This is a genomic window from Mesorhizobium sp. M0037, assembly GCF_040323635.1.
Classification (GTDB): domain Bacteria; phylum Pseudomonadota; class Alphaproteobacteria; order Rhizobiales; family Rhizobiaceae; genus Mesorhizobium.
The window spans coordinates 158,298-175,575 of sequence record NZ_JAMYVB010000010.1; the positions used below are offsets into that span (position 1 = coordinate 158,298).

The window sequence follows — 17,278 nt, forward strand, 5'->3', positions numbered from 1 at the left end:
CCCTAAGCCTTCTTCTTCCGCTTGCGTGATCCCGCCCGCATGGCAATTTCGGTGCCGCGAACCGTTTCGTACTGGTCGGCATCGACCAGCGACTGGTCGAAGGTGACGCCGGTCATTTCGGAGATTTCGGTCAGCGGGTACATGGCGCCGATGAATTCTTCGGAGACCGTGAACTCCAGTTCCGTGTCCGACAGATCCTGTTCGAGCACGAAGCCGTAGCTGGCGATGCCGTCACTGACGCGGGCGACCACCACCTTCCAGAAGCGGCGCGGCACCGGCGCGCGGAGACTGGTGCCTTTGGGACCCTTGCCGGCAAAGGTCCGGTCGTCTTCGGCGAGGACCGGGCCGGCGAAGACGCAAAGCCGCTCGCTGGCCGCCTCCGACAGGACGTGATTCTCAAGATCGCCCCAGTTCTTCTCGCCGCTGTCGGAGCGGTTGTAGCCTTCGACCTGGGGCGAGCAGTTGGTGACATGGAAGGAGCAGACATTGCCCCTGAGCAGAAGCTCGAAGGTGCTGCCCCAGGCCACGTCATCGCGCCTGACGATATGGCCCTTGTCGAAGGCGCCCTGATCCTGGGTGTAGAAGACGTCGGGGATCTGGTACTTGTCGTCGAGCCGCAGATCCGGGAACCAGCGCTCGCTGAACAGGCCGCCGCGCGAATAGTTGCGGCCCTTTTCCGGCTCGCGCAGATTGCTCTCGTCGGTGACGTTGGAGGCGGTGAACAGCGCCAGCCGCCGCTTGGCGTGCATCTTGAGCGAAAAATTCTGGTAGTCGAGTTGCGTGCCGCCGGCCTTGAGCGGCGCCAGCACTGAGAGGTCGGTGGCCTCAGGCATCGGCACAACGACCGGCGCGAGTTTAGTGCCGCCAGAGAGAAATTTCTCGTCGTAGCCCTTATAGCCGGCATAGTCCGCGACCGTTTTGGGAACGAATGCGCCGCCTGGAGGGGTCGGCTTGGCCGCTTCCAGTTCGACCGATTCCGTGACCGCTTCATGGCCAGGCGTTGCGCCGAGCGAGACGGTGATGCGCAACGGCACTTCGAAGGTGACGCTGCCGCCCGGCGAAACGACGACGCCTCCGGATGGAGGCGTCTGGGTGGCGACGCCCGGGATCTGCTGGGCGCCGCCGACTTCAACCAGGTTTACGCCCTCGGCCGGCGACCCACTGTCCGCCTTGTTCCACCATGCGCCCCAATCGTTGGGGCCACCGCTGGCGGCGCCGGCGAAATTGAGGCCGAGGTCGACGACACGCTGGTCCTTGGCGAGCGCGCCGGTGGGCACGGCGTAGTTGCGCTCGAGATAGCGGCCGGCAAAATGCAGCGCCACGACCTCGCCGGTGGCGAGGTTGATCATGGCGGTGCCGGAGTTGCCGCCAGTGGTCGAGCAATCATGTGTCGCCGCGCGGACGATCTTGCCGAAACTCTCCGTATCGAAGCCGCCCTGCAGCATGCCCGGTTGCAGGCGCTTGACCTGGAAACGATCGCGCATGAGCTCGTTCTGGACATCGACCGCGTTGCGATTGTCGAACGCCGGATAGCCGATGGCGACGACTTCCTGGCGCAGCATATCGCGCGCGTCGGCGACCGCGAGCGACAGCGGCGTGATGTTGTCGGGCAGGCCTTCGACTTCGAGAATCGCCATGTCCCAATAGGGATGGATCATCCGGACATTGCGGATCTTGAAGACGTTTCCTGCCGCCGAATCGCGCTTGAAGTCGATGCCGGCGGCGCGGCCGTTGATGAATTGCACATTGCGGTCGCCAAGGCCGTCCGCAAATATCTGCGCCACATGACGGTTGGTCATCAACAGGTTGCGGCCGACGACGAAGCCCGTGCCGCCGTAAGGGATATTGGTGTCCCACAACAGTTCGATACGCCCGATCGCCGGCAGGGCGGCTTCGATGCGCTGCTTCAATGCGGCCTCGCTGGTAAGCTTCGTCCACAGCGAATGGCCAGGTGTCGGAGCGCCGTCGAAAGTCAGCGTCGTAAAGGTGCCATCCTTGATGTCATAGACCGGCCGCAACTCCGGGATGATTATGGCTTCCAGATCGGAAAGCTGCTCGGGCGCGACTTCGGCGCCCCGCGCGAGGCTCTCCAGGCCAGCGCGCGCCGATTCAAACGCCGCCTCCGTCTTGCCGGCTTCCGCAGGCGCAAGGGATTCCAGGCCGCCGCCTGCCATCGTCTCCATGTTGCCGAGGACCGATTCAGTCCCCTCGCCCCCGGTGACGAGATCGAGATATTGACGGATTCGCTGCTCTCTGCTGACCGGCATAGTCGCCCTCAAAGGTTCTGTCGAAGTAAAGAACTGTATTGCCCCATTTTAGACTGGTGCAATTCTGATTGGCAGGCAAGGAAACAAATCAACTCGCGTCGAAGATGACCGGAGTGCAACGTCGGCATGTCTCTTTGCCGCAGTCGCTCGCGCGATGTATGACGCTCGCATTATTTCAGCGATGCCGTATGTGATCTCCGTCACAGACGCTCACGCTGTTTGCGCCCACCTATCGCAACGGGTGGAAGGGCCATTGCGGCCGCTCGGTTTTACAGAAATTTTATCACCTATCCATTTTTATCAGTTGGCGCCTGCACGCGCGGCGCCTGTCGCCGCGCGTGCAGGCGGCTTTCCGCCCGGCACGAGCCAGGCACTGGGCGCGACCACTGCGCCAAGCCTTTAGAAGGCGTAATCGCAAGGGATGAACGCCGGCCTTTGACGCGGTGCACTCTTGCCTTAGACTTCGGCCCTTAAACTTCGCCGATTGCGGCAATTGGGAATTTGGAACATGGCTTTTGGCGGCCCAAACGACAGAAACGATCTGCCGCGCCTGGCACGCATCGATCCAAAGCTGTTCGATATCCTGTTCAGCGGCTGCAAGGTCGAGCGCTACGCCGCCGGCCAGCATCTGTTCGTCCAGGAAGATGCCGCCGACCGGATCTACGGGGTGATGAGCGGCACGGTGGAAATCTCGATCTATTCGCCTGGCGGGCAGAAGCTGGTGGCCAATATCGAGCTGTCGCGCAGCCTCGTCGGCGAGATCGGCGCGCTTGACGGGCGGCCACGCACCGCCACCGCCATCTGCCTGACCGCTTGCGAGCTGGTTTCGCTCAGCAGGACACAACTCTTTGATCGCATTGAGAGAAATCCACCGCTGGCACGCGCGATGATCGAACTTCTGTGCGCCCGGCTGCGCTGGGTCAGCGGCGAACTCGGCGACCAGGCCTTCTTCGGCATCGAGGCGAGGCTCGCCAAACGCCTGGTCTTCCTGGCCAAGGTGATGGCCGACAGCGCCGGCTGGATTCCGATCTCGCAATCGGAACTCGGAGAGTTCCTCGGCGCCACGCGCGAGTCCGTCAACAAGACGCTCAACGACTGGCGCAACCGCTCGTTCATTGCCATCAAACGCGGCGGCCTGCGCATCACCGACACCGGGGCGCTGCGCCATATCGCCGAATCGCAGGACGACGACTGACGCCGATCCCGAATCAGCCCCGGCTAAGACTCAGAGCCGCGAAATCAGGTAGCGCAGCGCCGAGCGGCTGGGCATGAAGAAGTATCCACCACCCTTGGTGGTGACGAATTGCGGCATGTCACGGAGCGTCGTGACCTTTTCCCATGACGGAATGGTGAACCTGCCATCACCGCCGCGCGAACCAATCGTCGGGTCCTTTTCAGCGACGAGGCCCTGGAACGTGGCCGACGAAACCCAGGTCTGCTGAATGAATTCGTACTGGCGCTCTATGTCGGCGTTGAGGCACATGAACAGCAGCCCTTTTTCGACCTTGCCATTCTTGCCGTCCTGCTTCTCATAGGTACGGCCGACCCGCAGGATACGATGGCGCTTGCCGATATTGATCTGCGTATCGCGGTCCTCACCCAGCGTGTCGCGTGGGTTGGAACGGCGAATGTGGGCACCAAGCGGGCAGCGATGGCCTTGCGGATCCTCGGCGCCAGCGGCGAAGTTGTTGTCGATGACGCGTCCCGGATGATCGGGGTTGCGCACCAGCGAGCTACCGTTCTGCCAGCGGCCGAGCATCTTGGCGGCAATCCAGTCTTGCGTGATGGCTTGGTTGCCGAGTTGGCTCGCGACCAAGGCTGCAGCCTTTTTGCAGTAGTTGTTGAAGACGTCGACGTGCTGCTCGAACTGGCGAATAACCAGGAATGAACCGTTGCGCCCGAAATCGCGCGGCGGTGGCGGCAGGCCCGGAATCAGCCGGCTACGGCGCACCTGCGAAAGGATTCCGGTCCGATCGCGTGATGCGCTTACCGAGGGCGAGGCTGGATAGAACCCATGCTCATCACGATAGCCGAACAGGAACTCGCCGGGCGCGACCAGATGCATGGGCGCGGCGCCCCTGCTGGCGCGGGTCGTGCCCCGGACAATCGGCTGCGAAATCCCGTCCGCGAAACCGAAATGCTCGTAGGCTGGCCCACGTTCCGACCGATCGTCACGCTTTGCCCCGTCGGACGATTTCGTCTTCGTGTCGGTCGGACCCCGGTTTACGGCGAGCGGCAGTTCGGCGACGACCTTCATGCCTGCACCGGTCGTCTTTCGTCTCACGGTGGCAATCTCGGTCTTCAACCGTCCCAGGTCTTCAGCATAGCAGACGATGACCAGGTCCACAGGGTTCTCCAACGACCCCCACTCCCATTCGTCCGGGCCGTCGCGGCCTCGGTCGTCCAGTATGCGCCCACGCTCGGGATTGCCCATGCCATGGCGAAAGGCGATCGGAAATGTTTCCAGTGGATCGCCCTCCACACCCTCGTCGAGCCCAAACTGCCGCAGGCCACCGGGACCAAAGGCGACTATCATAGCTCGCCCGGCGGGCCTGCCTTCGCCGAAACTCGTCTGCTCGACAACGAAATCGAGCCAGGCTCTGCGCTTGGGCGCCGGCAACTTGTCCGGCACCCGGATCGCAAGCATATGCGAATAAGCGAGCGGGCCGAGCGGGCCGAAGAAGATGGACTGGATCTCGCCGGTTTCCAGCTGCTGTTCGAGAGGCGCCGGAAAGGCAGAGCTGATATTGGCCAGCAGCGAAGTGGTCTTTTGAACGGTGGTCGTTTCGCTCGCCGGGCGCCGTAGCGAACCGAACAAGCTCAGCCAGTCGCGCGCCTCGTTGCCGACGGCGGAAGCAATGCCGCGCCTGACCCGGGAATTGATCCGGATGCGCTCTGTGTTGATTTGGGGATAGGCGGAGTACCAGAACAGGGTCGGCACCTGCTGGCGCCGCGCCCAGCGCTTGAAACGATCGCCGTCGCGCGCGCCGTCCAGGAACAGCCATCGTGTGCGTGGATAGCCCACGGTGTTGCTCCACACGCCGGTCAGGCCAGCGGACGCCTTGGCGATGAAGTCCTCAAGATAGCTTTCCCAGCTGCCGCCGTAGTTGGAGAAGAACATCAATCGGTTGGAGCCGGGCAGCAGTATCCAGCGGGCGAAATGGATCGTGTTGATGGTGTTGAGGAAGCCTGGCTTGAACACCTTCTGGGCAGCTATCGAGATCAGGTAGAAAGAAAACCTGAGCGCCAGCCGCCGCAGGATGCCGGCCTTCATCGTCGAAATCGCAGTCAGATGGTTCTGTGCCGCGTGGCCCTCCTTGACGAGTATCGCGTTCAATTCAGATATGCCGATCGATGTGCTTTCCGGCCGATCCCTGTCCTCGCGGCGTCGCAGCGCCAGCAAGCACGAAAACGCCAGCAGCGCCGCTGCCACCAACACTCCAAGTCCCGACAACAGAAGTGAGGTGATTGCTACGGCTATGGCGGTGAAGGAGATTTCCTGGGAACTGATGTCGATAGATCTGCCGAACACCACACTGTAGGTCATGTACCAGCAAGCAGCCCAGATGATCGCCACCGTGACGAAGACCGGTGGTACCAGCAACGTCGTCATCAGGGCACGGCCCCAATGACCCGGCGGCTTTTCCAGCAGGCTCTCGGCCGGCTCGAACGCCCAGGCAAACGTCCCTAATGACTGGACATGCTGGCGAACTTCAGCGAGCACGGCAGGAGCGTTGCCGGCGCCTTTGCGTGGCCGCTCGACGATGTCGCGGACGGCTTCGAAAAGCTGCTGCTCGGCCTTGATACGCTGGACCGAGTGCCCCGGCGTGCCCGAAAACACCAGTCCGGCATTGCTGCCGAAGGACGGCGATATGTCGACATTGTGCTTGCGCAGGAAATCGTTCAATGCGCCGCCGTCGCGCAGATCGCAGACATCCTTGAAGATCGGCCGCAGCCGGTGCCCGATGGCGTGCGTGACCGCATCGATGACATCGTCGATGCTGCCGTCACCGGAAATCTCGAGAACCAGAGCTCCTTTTTCCTGACCGGAATCAGCGCCGATCTCGCCGGTGCCGACCACGGTCAGGCTGGTGAAGTGGACGGTGCCGGCAATATCGAGCGCGGTGCGGATATCTTCGACGGCCGGGTTGCCGAGGCTGGCAACCTTGTCGCGGACAGCATCCAGCGACGCGGATCGGGTGACCGGGCAGACCACCGTCACCATGGACTGCGTTACGGTGCGGCAGAGTTCTGCCCGTTCGAAATCGACCTTGAGGGTTTCGGGATAGGCGCCGATGCGGGTCATCCGCCCGGCCTTGCCGGGCATGCGGCGCACGCCCTGCTTCTGGAACAGGGCGCGCAGGCTTTCGCCGATCTGGATCCTGGCAATCTCGGCGCCGATGCACTGATGAATGCCGTGGCCGAACACCATGTAGTCGCGATACGGGCGCGATGTGTCGAACTGGTCCGGGTTCTGCACGGCTTCGGCATCGAACATCGCCGACAGCGTCGCCGGCATCACCACCGTGCCGGCTTTCACCAGGCGCTCGCGGCGCGTACCCTTGCCGATGATCGCGTCGCGGGCCGTGTAGCGCCAGGGGCCGACCCAGATCGGCTTGAAGCGCATGGCTTCAAGGACGGCCCTGTCGAGCTTGGCGGTATCGTTTTCGGCCAATGCGGCATCGATAGCCTGCCGTGCGTCGGGCCGCGACAGGATCACGTCGAGGCAATTGCCGGCGGCCAGCACATTGGTCGGGACGAAGCCGGCGATCATGCCCAGCATGATCGAATTGAGGTCGTCCCGCGACAGGCGGCCCTGATCCATCTGGACAACCAGCCTCGCCAGCGGTTGCTCGGCCTTCAAGCCCCGGTCCCTGGCCGACTGGATGGAGCGATCGATGACTTTGAGAAGACGGTCGCCCGCCACCACCGCGAGTTCGCGCATGACGGGGCTCGCCGTCGGGTCCGAAAAGAACAGCGCACTCAGCGCGATCGCCCAGTCGGCGAATTCGGATTCATCGTCGATCTCGACGCCGAAATAATCTCGACAGATGTGCACCGGGACGATCTTCATCAACCTGGAGATCGCATCGAAGCCGGGGCTGGCGCGCGTCATGATCTCTTGCGAATGACGCGCCGCGATCGGCCTGACGGCGGCTTCGACCTCGGCCGGCGGGAATGCACTCAGCACCGACGATTTCATGCGCCGGTAGTCGGCGCCGTCCTGCATGCCGAGGATGAAGTTGGATCCCCGGGCAAGCTCGGTCATTTCCGGGCCGTATGGGGTCTGGAATTCGTCGCCGCGCTCCAATATGTCGCGGACATCGGCGTTCTTGGTGACCACGAGAACGCCGAAAAGTTTGCCGGTCGGCCGGAAACGCCGCAACAAGGAAAGCGCCCAGCGGGGGTCTTCGGCCAGAGACCCGACGACGCGCGCAATCAGCCCTGTCTTGCGGATCCGGCCGAGATCGAACGGCGGCATTTCCGACAGCGGGCGCTGGTTTCTCTGGGCCGCGCTAATAGCGTCGAAATACTTCAGTTTGGTCATGCGCGTTCAAGCCCCCCGGCTATCCACGTCATTGCGATGCCGGCCGTTCAACGCCTAGGTTTGCATCGGCTGCACGTATGTGAATCTTTTCACAGTTGGTCCATGTTCCAGCCAGCACTGACGCCATGTTCATTTGGCCAGTTGGAAATTGGCGACGAGGAACTCGTTCGCGGCCTTGTCGGTGAACGGTATCCAGCGCACACGCTGTTCTGAAAAATCGGGATGCCGGGTGGCGAAAATGGCCATCTCGCGCCGCGCCTGTTCCGGCCGGCCGCTTCGCATCAGCGCGCCGATCTTCAGGAACCTGGAATAAAAATAGCCGGGAGACAGGTTGAGCGAGCGGTCAGCGGCAGCGATCGCCGCCGGCCAGTTCTCGACCAAACAATAGGCCGCCGTCAGTTCCCCCAGATTGTGGAAGCGGTAGAGGTCGAACGGGCTCAATCGCTCGGTATCGAGAAAGAACGGTATCGCTGACGCGGCATTGCCGAGCAGCAGCTGGGCGCTGCCCATGGCCGAGCGCGCGAAGGCAAAGCTCGGATTGATGTGGATCGCTTCCTCGAGATGGTCGACGGCCGACCGCGGTTCGCCGCGCATGATGTCGACGGCGCCGAGATGGGCGTGCGGGCGCGCATCCAGGCTGTCCACCAGCAACGCCTTGCGGGCAAACTGCTCGACCTTGTTCAAATCGTCGCTGTCGCCGAAACGCAGCCATGCCCGCCAGAAATACCACCACGCCAGTTCGTTGAGCACGGCGCTCGAGTTGGCGTCCTCGCGGTAGGCCTTCTGGAAGAACTCGAGTGCGGTTTCGGTGTCGCCGCGGGTGCGCCGGTTCATGTGCCAGCGGCCCCGTCGCACCAGTTGCCAGGTCTCCAGGCTTTCCCAGGGAACCTGGAAGGTGCGTGCCTGTTCCGCCCGGTCGACCTCCTTGTCCAGGATCGAAACGATCTCAGCGCCGATCTGGTCGCGCAGGTTGAAGATGTCGACCAGATCGCGATCGAAGCGCTGCGACCACACCAGCCGCCCGTTGGACGCGTCGGCCAGCGCGGTGTTGAGGCGGATCTGGCCACCATTGCGCATCAGCGTGCCGCTGACGATGTAGCGCGCGCCGAGCGCGTTGCCGATCACCCGCGTGCCCAGCGTGTCGTCGCGGAACTGGAAGCTGGAGCCCTTGGCGATGACCGAGAGCCATCTGGTGTTGGAAAGACCATAGATGATGTCCTCGGCGATGCCGTCGGCCATGTAGCCGATGTCATGCTCGCCGCCATCGGCGTGGAAGGGCAGGACGGCGATCGCCGGCGGCCCCTTGGACGACAGCTTCTGCTGCGCATTGGCCTGGGGAATGGCGGCGAACGACGCAGCCGGCGAGGATCCGTTGCCACTGCGGCCGGCGATCAGAACGCGCACCGGCAAGGCGATGTTCTTCAGCATGAATTCGCCGAGATCGGTGAATTCGGCCGCCGTCTTGTCCTTCACATGGTGCCAGGTCGTCTCCGAAACGGCGAGACCGTCGCCCGGCGCGAATTCCTGGATTCTCGCGGCGATGTTGACGTCGTCGCCGTAGAGGCGTCCACCACGCACGATGACGTCGCCGGTGTTGATGCCGGCCCGAAACGGCATGCGCATGTCGTCGGCAACCTCGGCGTTGAGGGCGACGATGCGGCCCTGGAAATCAAAGGCCGCGCGCAACGCCTCGATCGGATTGCCGAACTCGGCCATGATGCTGTCGCCGGCGTCGCCGAACGTGCGGCCGCCAAATGTGCCACAGCTGTCGGCGATGATGTCGCGCCGTTCCTCGAATGCCGCGACAGCAGACTCGTCGTCGATGCCCATCAGCCGGGAGAACCCGACGGCATCGATAGAAATGATTGTCGCCAGCTGACGGGTGTAGTTCCGTACAGCCATGTTCGAGCCCCCGCTCCCTTTCTGGTTCTGGTCCAGCACAGGCGACGACCCGTTCCTGAAACACTTCGCCGCGCGCTGAGAGATGAAGATTCCGGCGGGGTTGGCGCACCATGCCACCCCGCCAGGACCAGAAGTCTAGCAGGGTCTTGGGCAAAGCTCTACCACCATCGGGTTGTCCAGCGCGGGCCGTGGCAGCACTCATGGTTGGCCGGCGGTTGGCGCAAATATTGGCGTGCCGTCGCTCTGAGCGCGGAGATCTAGGGCTTCACGGAAGCTGCGCGATGTCAGCTCTCGGAACAAACTGTGCTGCCTGCGAGTTTCCGGTGCGGTTCATACCAACGTGAAATGAGGGTAATCATGCGAAATCTTGTTCTGGCGACCGGTGTCGTCGTTCTTCTGGCCGGCTCGACGGCCTTTGCCGCGGATGACAGCCCACTGCCGCCGACGAATGCCCAGAAACTGTCGGCAATCATCGCCAAGGTCGAGCAGCGCGATGGCTTTCGCTATGTGAAGGAGGTCGACTGGGACAAGGACGGCTACACCGTCACCTATTACACCGCCGACAAGGCGAAAGTCGAAATCACCTTCGATCCCGTGACCGCCGAACCGAAATAGCGCCGATACCGCACCGCTTCGGCAATTCCGTCCGCCGCGTTTTCGCCTAGAATGGTGGCAGTTGTCGGACAACGGGGCGACCATGCTTTCTTCCAATCGAATTGCCAACGCGCTTGCGCTTGTCGTCGCACTGGCTGGCGGGGCGTCTACCTTGGTCCAGCGCGTGCCGACGGACCATCCTTCGACTGCCGCAAAGCCCGCCTGCCGGTGGAAAAGGCGATCTGTGCCGACCCGCAACTGTCGGCAATTGATGCCTTGGTGGCCGAGGCCTTTACGGGTTTCGAGCCAGCCTTTGGCGGCGACAAGCGCAAGATCGCCCGTGCGCTCATCGCCGACAGGAACGCCTGTGGGCAGGATGCCGCCTGCATCGTCAGCGCCCAGAACAATGCGCTGCAGACCTACGGCAATGCGCCGTCCTGGGTGCAGGACTACAACATCGCCCTGATCGGCAAGAAGGCGCTCGACACCGCGGCCCGCCATCCGGGCAGCCTCGACCAGCCCCTGCCCTCGTCGATCGGCCAATGCGCCTTGACCCACATCACCGCGCTGACGACGCGGCTCGGCGACGACCCGCTGGAAACCGCCGGCCCTGAAGCCGGCAGCCTGGCGCGGTTCAGCAATGGCGGCGCCGGGGTTTCCTACGAGCGGGAGCCTGGCCTTGCCAGTTCGAAAGCCGGCGATCCTGTCGTCATGTGCCTGATATCGATCCCGAGGGATTGTCCGCAGGGCGACGAGCGCGGGCGGGTCTATTACGCCGTCGACCTCACGATAAAAGGCACATGGGTTTTGCCGGATTCACAACATCTATGCGGCGGCGCCTGAAGATTTGCCGCAAAGCACTGCTGGATGCACTCTTGCGCCGATCCGCCTTTGATGGCTGAGTGCGCGTAACAGTTGCAGGGCACGGGGGTGCATGGCCATGGTTAAGCATGTTTTGAAGCGCATCCTGATGATGCTTGCCGGCTATTTCGTTTCGGTGCTGATCGGATTGTTCGCGGTCGTGGCGATATATTGCGCACTCGCCGTATTGCCCAACGCGCCGGACTATTTCGGCGCCATGCAATTTTCGCCCATTGTCGTGCTGCTGTGGCCGCCGCTCGGCATGGTCGTCTATTTCCTGACGATCGTGCTGACCGGCCTGCAGACGCTGATCTTCGCGCTGCTCGCCGAATTCTTTGCCCTGCGCAATTTCCTGGTGCACATGCTGTTTGGCGCCGCTGCCGCTGCAGCCGGCTTCTTCCTGGTCTGGCCGGCCGCGGAAGAGGATGCCGGACGCTGGGCCGATATCGGCATCATCGCCGCCGCCGGCCTCGTAGCCGGCCTGGTCTATTGGCTGATCGCGGGCCGCGACGCCGGCTTCCGGCGTCCGCTCATCCAGCGCTGATCGCAGGAAACGGGCGACCGTCTATCGGCCAAAAATCTAATAAAACCAGAGAGTCAAAGTGAGTTCCTCGTTTCGTTGAACGAGGAACTCCGCTGGTTCAGCTCGTCGGCGAACGCACCGCTTCGGTCGCGTCCAGCGCCTGCATCAGCCGCGTGTCGCGGTCGTAGACGTCGTTGAAATATTCGACTTTGCCGGACAGGTCCGGCCAGGCAGTGAAGTAGGAGACATAGACGGGAATCGTGCGTGTCACGTCTTCGCTGGCATGGCCGTGCTTGAGCTTTTCGGCGATGTCGTCGACCGAGACGCCGAGCACCGCCGCCGCCATCCCACGTGGATCCTGAAGGCGAATACAGCCATGGCTGAGCGCCCGCATATCGCGCTGGAAGAAGGATTTTTGCGGCGTGTCGTGCATGTAGATGGCGTGCTTGTTGGGGAACAGGATCTTCAGTTCGCCCAGCGCATTGGCTTCGCTCGGCTGCTGGCGCACGCTGTAGGGAATGTTGGCGCCGTAGGCGCCCCAATTGACCGAGGAAGAGGGAACCCGCCTGCCGCGCGAATCGGTCACCTCGTAGCCGGCACGGTCGAGATAGCCCGGATCGCTACGCAGCCTTGGCAGCATCTCGTTGACGATGATCGACTGCGGCACGCCCCAATAGGGATGGAAATCGACCTGCTTGATCTCCTTGAAGAAGAAGGCGGTCTGGTTGGTGGTCCGGCCTATGACGACGCGGGTCTTCAGCTTCTCCTCGCCATTGTCGATATAGCTGGCGGTGAAGGCGGGCTGGTTGATGAACACCCGCGGGCTGCCGAGATCGGACGGCAGCCAGCGCAATTCTTCCAGCGCGACCTGCACCTTCTGCAGCCTGTCTGCCTTGGATGCGCCGGCGAGCGAGGCGACGGTGCGCGGGCCGATGACCCCATCGCCCTTCATGCCGGCCTTCACCTGCACGGCCTTGATGATCGGAACCAGTTCGGGAACATAGACATCGCTGGTGCCGAGACGAGACAGGATCTCGCCATAGGCGCCGCCCATCTCGTCGTCGAGATTGCGCGCGATCAGCGTCAGCAGCTTCGGCAGTTCGGCGCTGGTCTCGCCGGGCTTCAGCAACAGCTTGGGATCGACGACGATTTCGTTTTCGGCGCTCGCCTGCAGCGATTCAAGTTCGACGCGCAGCGCCTGATATTCCGCGTTCTGCGGGTGCCGCGATTCGAGGTAGGTGCGCACTTCCTGGGTGTGGGCCAGCGTCTTGAGCGCGCCTTCCATGTCGACCGGCTTCGGCGGAAATTCATAGTAGCCGGTGATGCGATTGGGATCGACGCGCCCGCTCTGGGCGTCACGGGCATAGCGCAGCACGCGCGCCGACAGCGCCATCTCGAAGCGCACGAGTTCCTTCAGATGGGCATCGGCATTGACCGCCGATGCGTTGGCTGCCGGCACCTCGACCGTGTAGTCGGCCGATGCGAGGCCATAGCTCGCGGCCTCGCCAAGCACCCTCACCGCGTCCTGGGCGCGGGCATTGGGATTGCCATCATTCACCCAGATGAAATCAGGATTGGCAGAGTAATAGGCAATCAGTGCCTTGGCGATATCGGGCTCGGCATAGAGTTCATAGTCGCTGAGGCCTGCAACGGCTTCACGGAAGGCAGTGCTGGTTGCCGACGGCACAAAGGCGGCGTCTTCAGCTGTTGCCACCTGGGGAGGTGCTGCCACCAATGCGGCAAAGTCGACGCGCACCAGCCGGTCGGCCTTGTAGGTGTAGTAGGACGGGCTGCTGATTCTGGTGCCGCCACCGCCCGATACGGCGGGCTTCGGCTTGCGCTTTGGCGGCGGCGGGAATTCGCCTTGCGGACTGTGCTTGACGCCACCGCCGAACAGCATGTCGAACAGGCCTTGCGCGCTTGCCTGCGGCACACCGAAGGCCAGTGCTGCCGCCACTGCAAGCGGCATCACGGTGGCTTTATTTCCGAGGAATTTCATTAATCACCCGCTCCGGCTGCAAGCCGGCTCCCGTTCCGCGCCGCTAGACGATCTTGCCAACCGCATGGCGGATGTAAGGCGCTACCATACCGATTCATACCGATTTCGTTAAGCTTCCATAAATTTCCGCAGGCCTGTTGCAGAACGGTTTCACAACATCGTGACGTCTGGAGCGGCGTTGCCGCTCCAGACCGGTCAAAGCGGCTGCTGCTTCAGGCGTTGGCGCCACCGTCGATGGTGAGCGCGGCGCCGGTGACGAAGCGCCCTTCCGGACCGGCGAGCCAGGCAACCATGCCGGCGATCTCGTCAGCCTTGCCGAAGCGGGGCGTCGCCATCTTCCGCCGCTGGTGTTCGGCATGCGGGCCTTCGGCCGGGTTCATGTCGGTGTCGGTCGAACCGGGATGAACGACGTTGGCGGTGATGCCGCGCGGACCGAGGTCTCGCGCCAGCGCCTTGGTCAGGCCGACCAGCGCAGCCTTGCTGGTCGAATAGGCGCTGAGGCTGGTGTCGGTGACGCGCTCGGCCAGATTGCTGCCGATCGAAATGATGCGGCCGCCCTCGCCCATGTGAGCCGCTGCCGCCTTCGAGGCCACGAACGGCGCTCTCAGATTGACCTCAATGGTCTCGTCAAAGTCGGCCAGCGACATCTGTTCGATGGGCGCCGCGCGCCAGATGCCGGCGCTGTTGACCAGGATGTCGAGCCGGCCGAAGGCATTCACCGCCTCGGTGACCGAGCCTTCGATGGCGGCGGCGTCGCGATTGTCGGCTTGGATGGCGATCGCGCGACCACCTGCCGCTATAATCTCGGCGACGACAGCTTGGGCCGGCGCCGCACTGTTGACATAGGTGATGGCAACGTCGGCGCCATCGGCCGCAAGCCGTTTTGCTATCGCAGCACCTATGCCGCGGCTGCCGCCGGTGACCAGTGCTGCCTTGCCGTTCAATCCGTTCGCTGACATGTCATTTCTCCGTTATGTAACGATCGATACATAAATATCTGGCAACCTTGCCTGGCGACGTCAAGTGAATTATGTATCGATCAACACAGAAAAGATCGTCATGCCGGAAAGAGGCCGTCCCCGCACCTTCGATCGAACCGCCGCCTTGCGGCAGGCGATGGAGCTGTTCTGGGCCAAAGGCTATGAGGGCACCTCGATCGCCGACCTGACCGCGGCGATGGGGATCAGCTCGCCCAGCCTCTATGCCGCCTTCGGCAGCAAGGAGGCGCTGTTTCTGGAAGCGACCGAGTATTACACCCGCAACGAAGGCACCGAGATCTGGAGCGCGCTGGACGAAGCGCCGACGGCATGCCAGGCGATCGAGAATTTCCTGCGCCAGACGGCAAAAGCGTACTCTCAGGACGACCGCCCGCAGGGCTGTCTCATCGCGCTGGGCGCACTGCACCAGGATTCAAGCAGCGGCGCGATCTGCGATGATTTGCGCCGCCGCCGCACCGAAAACCACACCCTCTTGCTGAGACGGCTGGAACGCGGTGTGGCGGAAGGCGAATTGCCGGCGGGCTTCGACAGCAACGCGGCGGCGACCTTCTATGCGACGGTCCAGCACGGCATGTCGATCCAGGCCCGCGACGGCGCCTCGTGCGACGCGCTGATGGCCACAGTGGCCGGAGCGATGGCGGCGTGGCAGGGCCTGGTCGGAACAGCGTGACAAAGCGCGGAGCTTGTGCTGGAAATCCAGTCGGCGGCGAAATGCGCCGGGAGGGATCATCCGTGAAAAAAGGGTATCGCGAGTTGCTCGACGAGGCCAATGCCGAGATCGAGGTGGTCTCGCCCGAGGAAGCGGCCGGGCTGCTCGACGACGAGGACACCATCTTCGTCGACCTGCGCGATCCACGCGAGATCGAGCGGGACGGCCAGATCCCCGGCGCCAAACATGTCACTCGCGGCATGCTGGAATTCTGGATCGATCCCGAAAGCCCTTACCACAAGCCGTTCTTTGCCTCGGGCAAGAGCTTCGTCTTCTTTTGCGCCGGCGGCTGGCGCTCGGCGCTGGCCACCAAGACGGCGCAGGATATGGGGCTGTCGCCGGTCAAGCACATCCTTGGCGGCTATACCGCCTGGAAGGCGGCCGGATTGCCGGTCGAGCCGGGCGGCAAGAAGAAGGGCTAGCTCACCGCTCCGGCGTTGTCGGAGTCGACAATACACCCATTGGAATCAATGCAGTATCGGCTCGCGCTCGTTTTTGACAAAAGTCACAGCGCGTTCGACAACACCTTTGTCGGCGAGAATGCGACGGTGGCCGAGCCCATCGGCCCAGTGCAGCCGCACATGGCTGCCGGCGCCGGCATAACGTGTGGCATGATCGGCGGGGACTTCGCGGTCGTCCGGCGCGTGGATGACCAGCGTCGGCACCGGCGCCTCAGCCAACTGGCGGTCGCCGGTGAATTCATGCAGCGGCCGGCCCGACAGCCTTTTCACCTGATCGGCCATGGAAACCTGCGAACGCGGACCGACATTGAGCATGCGGCTGAAGTCGGCGAAGATCGCCGGCAGGGAACTTGGCGCGGCGACCAGCACCAGCCGCTCGGCCGCGACGGGCTGGATACCCTTGATCGAACCGGCAATGGCATTGGCGGCGACGGCGCCACCGAAGGAATGGCCGACGATCGCCTTGAACGGACCGAACCATTCGCCGGCGACCCTGACCGCCTCGACCGCATTGACCATATTGAGATGACGGCCCAGCGACTGGCCATGGCCCGGCAGGTCGAGCGAGGCGACCCGGTAGCCCGCATCGCGAAAGCCTTCGATCAGCGCCCGCATATATTCCGTGCGCGAACGCCAGCCATGGACCACCAGCACCGTGCCGGCGGACGCCCTGCGCGGCTCGGGCCGGAATTCGTGCACCATGACGCAGCCGGCCTTGGTCGTCAGCCGATGATGGCGCGCCTCGGCCATGAAGCCGGCGGCGCGGTCGACCGCACGCCGCTCGCCGTCGCTGAGCGCCTTCACGCTCGGCGTGCGGCAGAACAGTTCGAAGGCCGCGCGCCCGCTCAGACGCGGCGCCACAAGCTCGGCCGCGCCGAACACGCCCCGGATGACCTTCAGTCCAAATGATGCCATAGTGGCGATCCATCCATTCCGTTCACGCATGAACATAATAGTTCAAACATGAACATTAAACAAGAGCTGCCCTGGGACAACCCGCGCTTTCGCAACTGGGTCGCGGTGGCGCGCGCCTGCCATGTGCTGGAGCGTGCGCTGGCGGTAAAGCTGGCGCCGCTGGATCTCAAGCCGGCGCAGCTCGACGTGCTGATGAACCTCTATCGCCATCCCGGCATGTCGCAGCACGATCTCGCCCGCAAACTGCTGGTCGGCCGCTCCAACATCACCATGCTGTTGCCGCAGCTCGAGGCGCGCGGCCTGCTGCGCCGCGAAGGCGATGAGAAGGACAAGCGCGTGCTGCGGCTGACGCTTACCGAGGCCGGCACGGAGCTCCTGATGAAAGCGCTGAAGGTGCATATGGCGCTGATCGAAAAGGCGATGAGCCAGTCGACAGCGGAACAGTGCGACATGATCGGCGAACAGATGCGCAAGATCTATGACGTGCTGAAGGATACCTGA

Annotated in this window: 13 protein-coding genes; 7 read left to right on the top strand and 6 right to left on the bottom strand. The window is 63.2% G+C overall.

Translation table 11 applies throughout. The features are described from left to right. Positions 1-2 precede the first annotated feature (2 nt). Positions 3-2,267, bottom strand: coding sequence for a DNA/RNA non-specific endonuclease (locus NKJ78_RS17135; protein WP_352562510.1), 2,265 nt, complete (start codon positions 2,265-2,267; stop codon positions 3-5). A 508-nt stretch (positions 2,268-2,775) separates the two neighbouring features. Between NKJ78_RS17135 and NKJ78_RS17140 the strand changes: the two genes are divergently transcribed. After that, on the top strand, positions 2,776-3,462 hold the full coding sequence (locus tag NKJ78_RS17140; RefSeq protein ID WP_023668987.1) for a Crp/Fnr family transcriptional regulator: 687 nt from the start codon (positions 2,776-2,778) through the stop codon (positions 3,460-3,462). Positions 3,463-3,492: 30 nt separating this feature from the next. Here the strand turns inward: NKJ78_RS17140 and NKJ78_RS17145 are convergent, their stop codons facing one another. Together NKJ78_RS17145 and NKJ78_RS17150 are read right to left on the bottom strand one after the other, a co-directional pair. Beyond that, a complete protein-coding gene (locus NKJ78_RS17145; protein ID WP_352562511.1) occupies positions 3,493-7,815 on the bottom strand; it encodes a cytochrome P450 in 4,323 nt (1,440 codons plus the stop codon). A 129-nt stretch (positions 7,816-7,944) separates the two neighbouring features. Continuing rightward, positions 7,945-9,717 carry an adenylate/guanylate cyclase domain-containing protein gene (locus NKJ78_RS17150; RefSeq protein ID WP_023738832.1) on the bottom strand — a complete coding sequence of 591 codons (1,773 nt, stop codon included), beginning with the start codon at positions 9,715-9,717 and terminating at the stop codon, positions 7,945-7,947. 357 nt (positions 9,718-10,074) lie between these two features. Between NKJ78_RS17150 and NKJ78_RS17155 the strand changes: the two genes are divergently transcribed. The 3 genes from NKJ78_RS17155 (at position 10,075) to NKJ78_RS17165 (ending at position 11,716) form a co-directional block, all read left to right on the top strand. Then, positions 10,075-10,332: a PepSY domain-containing protein gene (locus tag NKJ78_RS17155; protein WP_023668990.1), complete on the top strand. Its 258-nt coding sequence runs from the start codon at positions 10,075-10,077 to the stop codon at positions 10,330-10,332. Positions 10,333-10,539: 207 nt separating this feature from the next. Then, the gene (locus NKJ78_RS17160; RefSeq protein WP_352459001.1) at positions 10,540-11,154 is read left to right on the top strand and encodes a lysozyme inhibitor LprI family protein; all 615 of its coding nucleotides are present in this window, start codon (positions 10,540-10,542) and stop codon (positions 11,152-11,154) included. Positions 11,155-11,245: 91 nt separating this feature from the next. After that, positions 11,246-11,716 carry a hypothetical protein gene (locus NKJ78_RS17165; protein WP_023668992.1) on the top strand — a complete coding sequence of 157 codons (471 nt, stop codon included), beginning with the start codon at positions 11,246-11,248 and terminating at the stop codon, positions 11,714-11,716. A gap of 97 nt (positions 11,717-11,813) precedes the next feature. Here the strand turns inward: NKJ78_RS17165 and NKJ78_RS17170 are convergent, their stop codons facing one another. After that, positions 11,814-13,694: a L,D-transpeptidase family protein gene (locus tag NKJ78_RS17170; RefSeq protein ID WP_352459000.1), complete on the bottom strand. Its 1,881-nt coding sequence runs from the start codon at positions 13,692-13,694 to the stop codon at positions 11,814-11,816. A gap of 212 nt (positions 13,695-13,906) precedes the next feature. After that, positions 13,907-14,653: a 3-oxoacyl-ACP reductase family protein gene (locus tag NKJ78_RS17175; protein ID WP_352458999.1), complete on the bottom strand. Its 747-nt coding sequence runs from the start codon at positions 14,651-14,653 to the stop codon at positions 13,907-13,909. 100 nt (positions 14,654-14,753) lie between these two features. Between NKJ78_RS17175 and NKJ78_RS17180 the strand changes: the two genes are divergently transcribed. Together NKJ78_RS17180 and NKJ78_RS17185 are read left to right on the top strand one after the other, a co-directional pair. Beyond that, on the top strand, positions 14,754-15,362 hold the full coding sequence (locus tag NKJ78_RS17180) for a TetR/AcrR family transcriptional regulator (RefSeq protein WP_023738828.1): 609 nt from the start codon (positions 14,754-14,756) through the stop codon (positions 15,360-15,362). Between the two features lie 62 nt (positions 15,363-15,424). Then, positions 15,425-15,823 carry a rhodanese-like domain-containing protein gene (locus NKJ78_RS17185; RefSeq protein ID WP_023682502.1) on the top strand — a complete coding sequence of 133 codons (399 nt, stop codon included), beginning with the start codon at positions 15,425-15,427 and terminating at the stop codon, positions 15,821-15,823. Positions 15,824-15,868: 45 nt separating this feature from the next. Here the strand turns inward: NKJ78_RS17185 and NKJ78_RS17190 are convergent, their stop codons facing one another. Beyond that, positions 15,869-16,777 carry an alpha/beta hydrolase gene (locus tag NKJ78_RS17190; protein ID WP_023738827.1) on the bottom strand — a complete coding sequence of 303 codons (909 nt, stop codon included), beginning with the start codon at positions 16,775-16,777 and terminating at the stop codon, positions 15,869-15,871. A 48-nt stretch (positions 16,778-16,825) separates the two neighbouring features. Here NKJ78_RS17190 and NKJ78_RS17195 point away from each other — a divergent pair, with 48 nt between their 5' ends. Next, positions 16,826-17,278, top strand: coding sequence for a MarR family winged helix-turn-helix transcriptional regulator (locus tag NKJ78_RS17195; protein ID WP_023668997.1), 453 nt, complete (start codon positions 16,826-16,828; stop codon positions 17,276-17,278).

Bases quoted from the DNA above. Each gene is read 5' to 3' on its own strand.
- NKJ78_RS17135 (WP_352562510.1), bottom strand. From the start codon at position 2,267: ATGCCGGTCAGCAGAGAGCAGCGAATCCGTCAATATCTCGATCTCGTC.
- NKJ78_RS17140 (WP_023668987.1), top strand. From the start codon at position 2,776: ATGGCTTTTGGCGGCCCAAACGACAGAAACGATCTGCCGCGCCTGGCA.
- NKJ78_RS17145 (WP_352562511.1), bottom strand. From the start codon at position 7,815: ATGACCAAACTGAAGTATTTCGACGCTATTAGCGCGGCCCAGAGAAAC.
- NKJ78_RS17150 (WP_023738832.1), bottom strand. From the start codon at position 9,717: ATGGCTGTACGGAACTACACCCGTCAGCTGGCGACAATCATTTCTATC.
- NKJ78_RS17155 (WP_023668990.1), top strand. From the start codon at position 10,075: ATGCGAAATCTTGTTCTGGCGACCGGTGTCGTCGTTCTTCTGGCCGGC.
- NKJ78_RS17165 (WP_023668992.1), top strand. From the start codon at position 11,246: ATGGCCATGGTTAAGCATGTTTTGAAGCGCATCCTGATGATGCTTGCC.
- NKJ78_RS17170 (WP_352459000.1), bottom strand. From the start codon at position 13,694: ATGAAATTCCTCGGAAATAAAGCCACCGTGATGCCGCTTGCAGTGGCG.
- NKJ78_RS17175 (WP_352458999.1), bottom strand. From the start codon at position 14,653: ATGTCAGCGAACGGATTGAACGGCAAGGCAGCACTGGTCACCGGCGGC.
- NKJ78_RS17180 (WP_023738828.1), top strand. From the start codon at position 14,754: ATGCCGGAAAGAGGCCGTCCCCGCACCTTCGATCGAACCGCCGCCTTG.
- NKJ78_RS17190 (WP_023738827.1), bottom strand. From the start codon at position 16,777: ATGGCATCATTTGGACTGAAGGTCATCCGGGGCGTGTTCGGCGCGGCC.
- NKJ78_RS17195 (WP_023668997.1), top strand. From the start codon at position 16,826: ATGAACATTAAACAAGAGCTGCCCTGGGACAACCCGCGCTTTCGCAAC.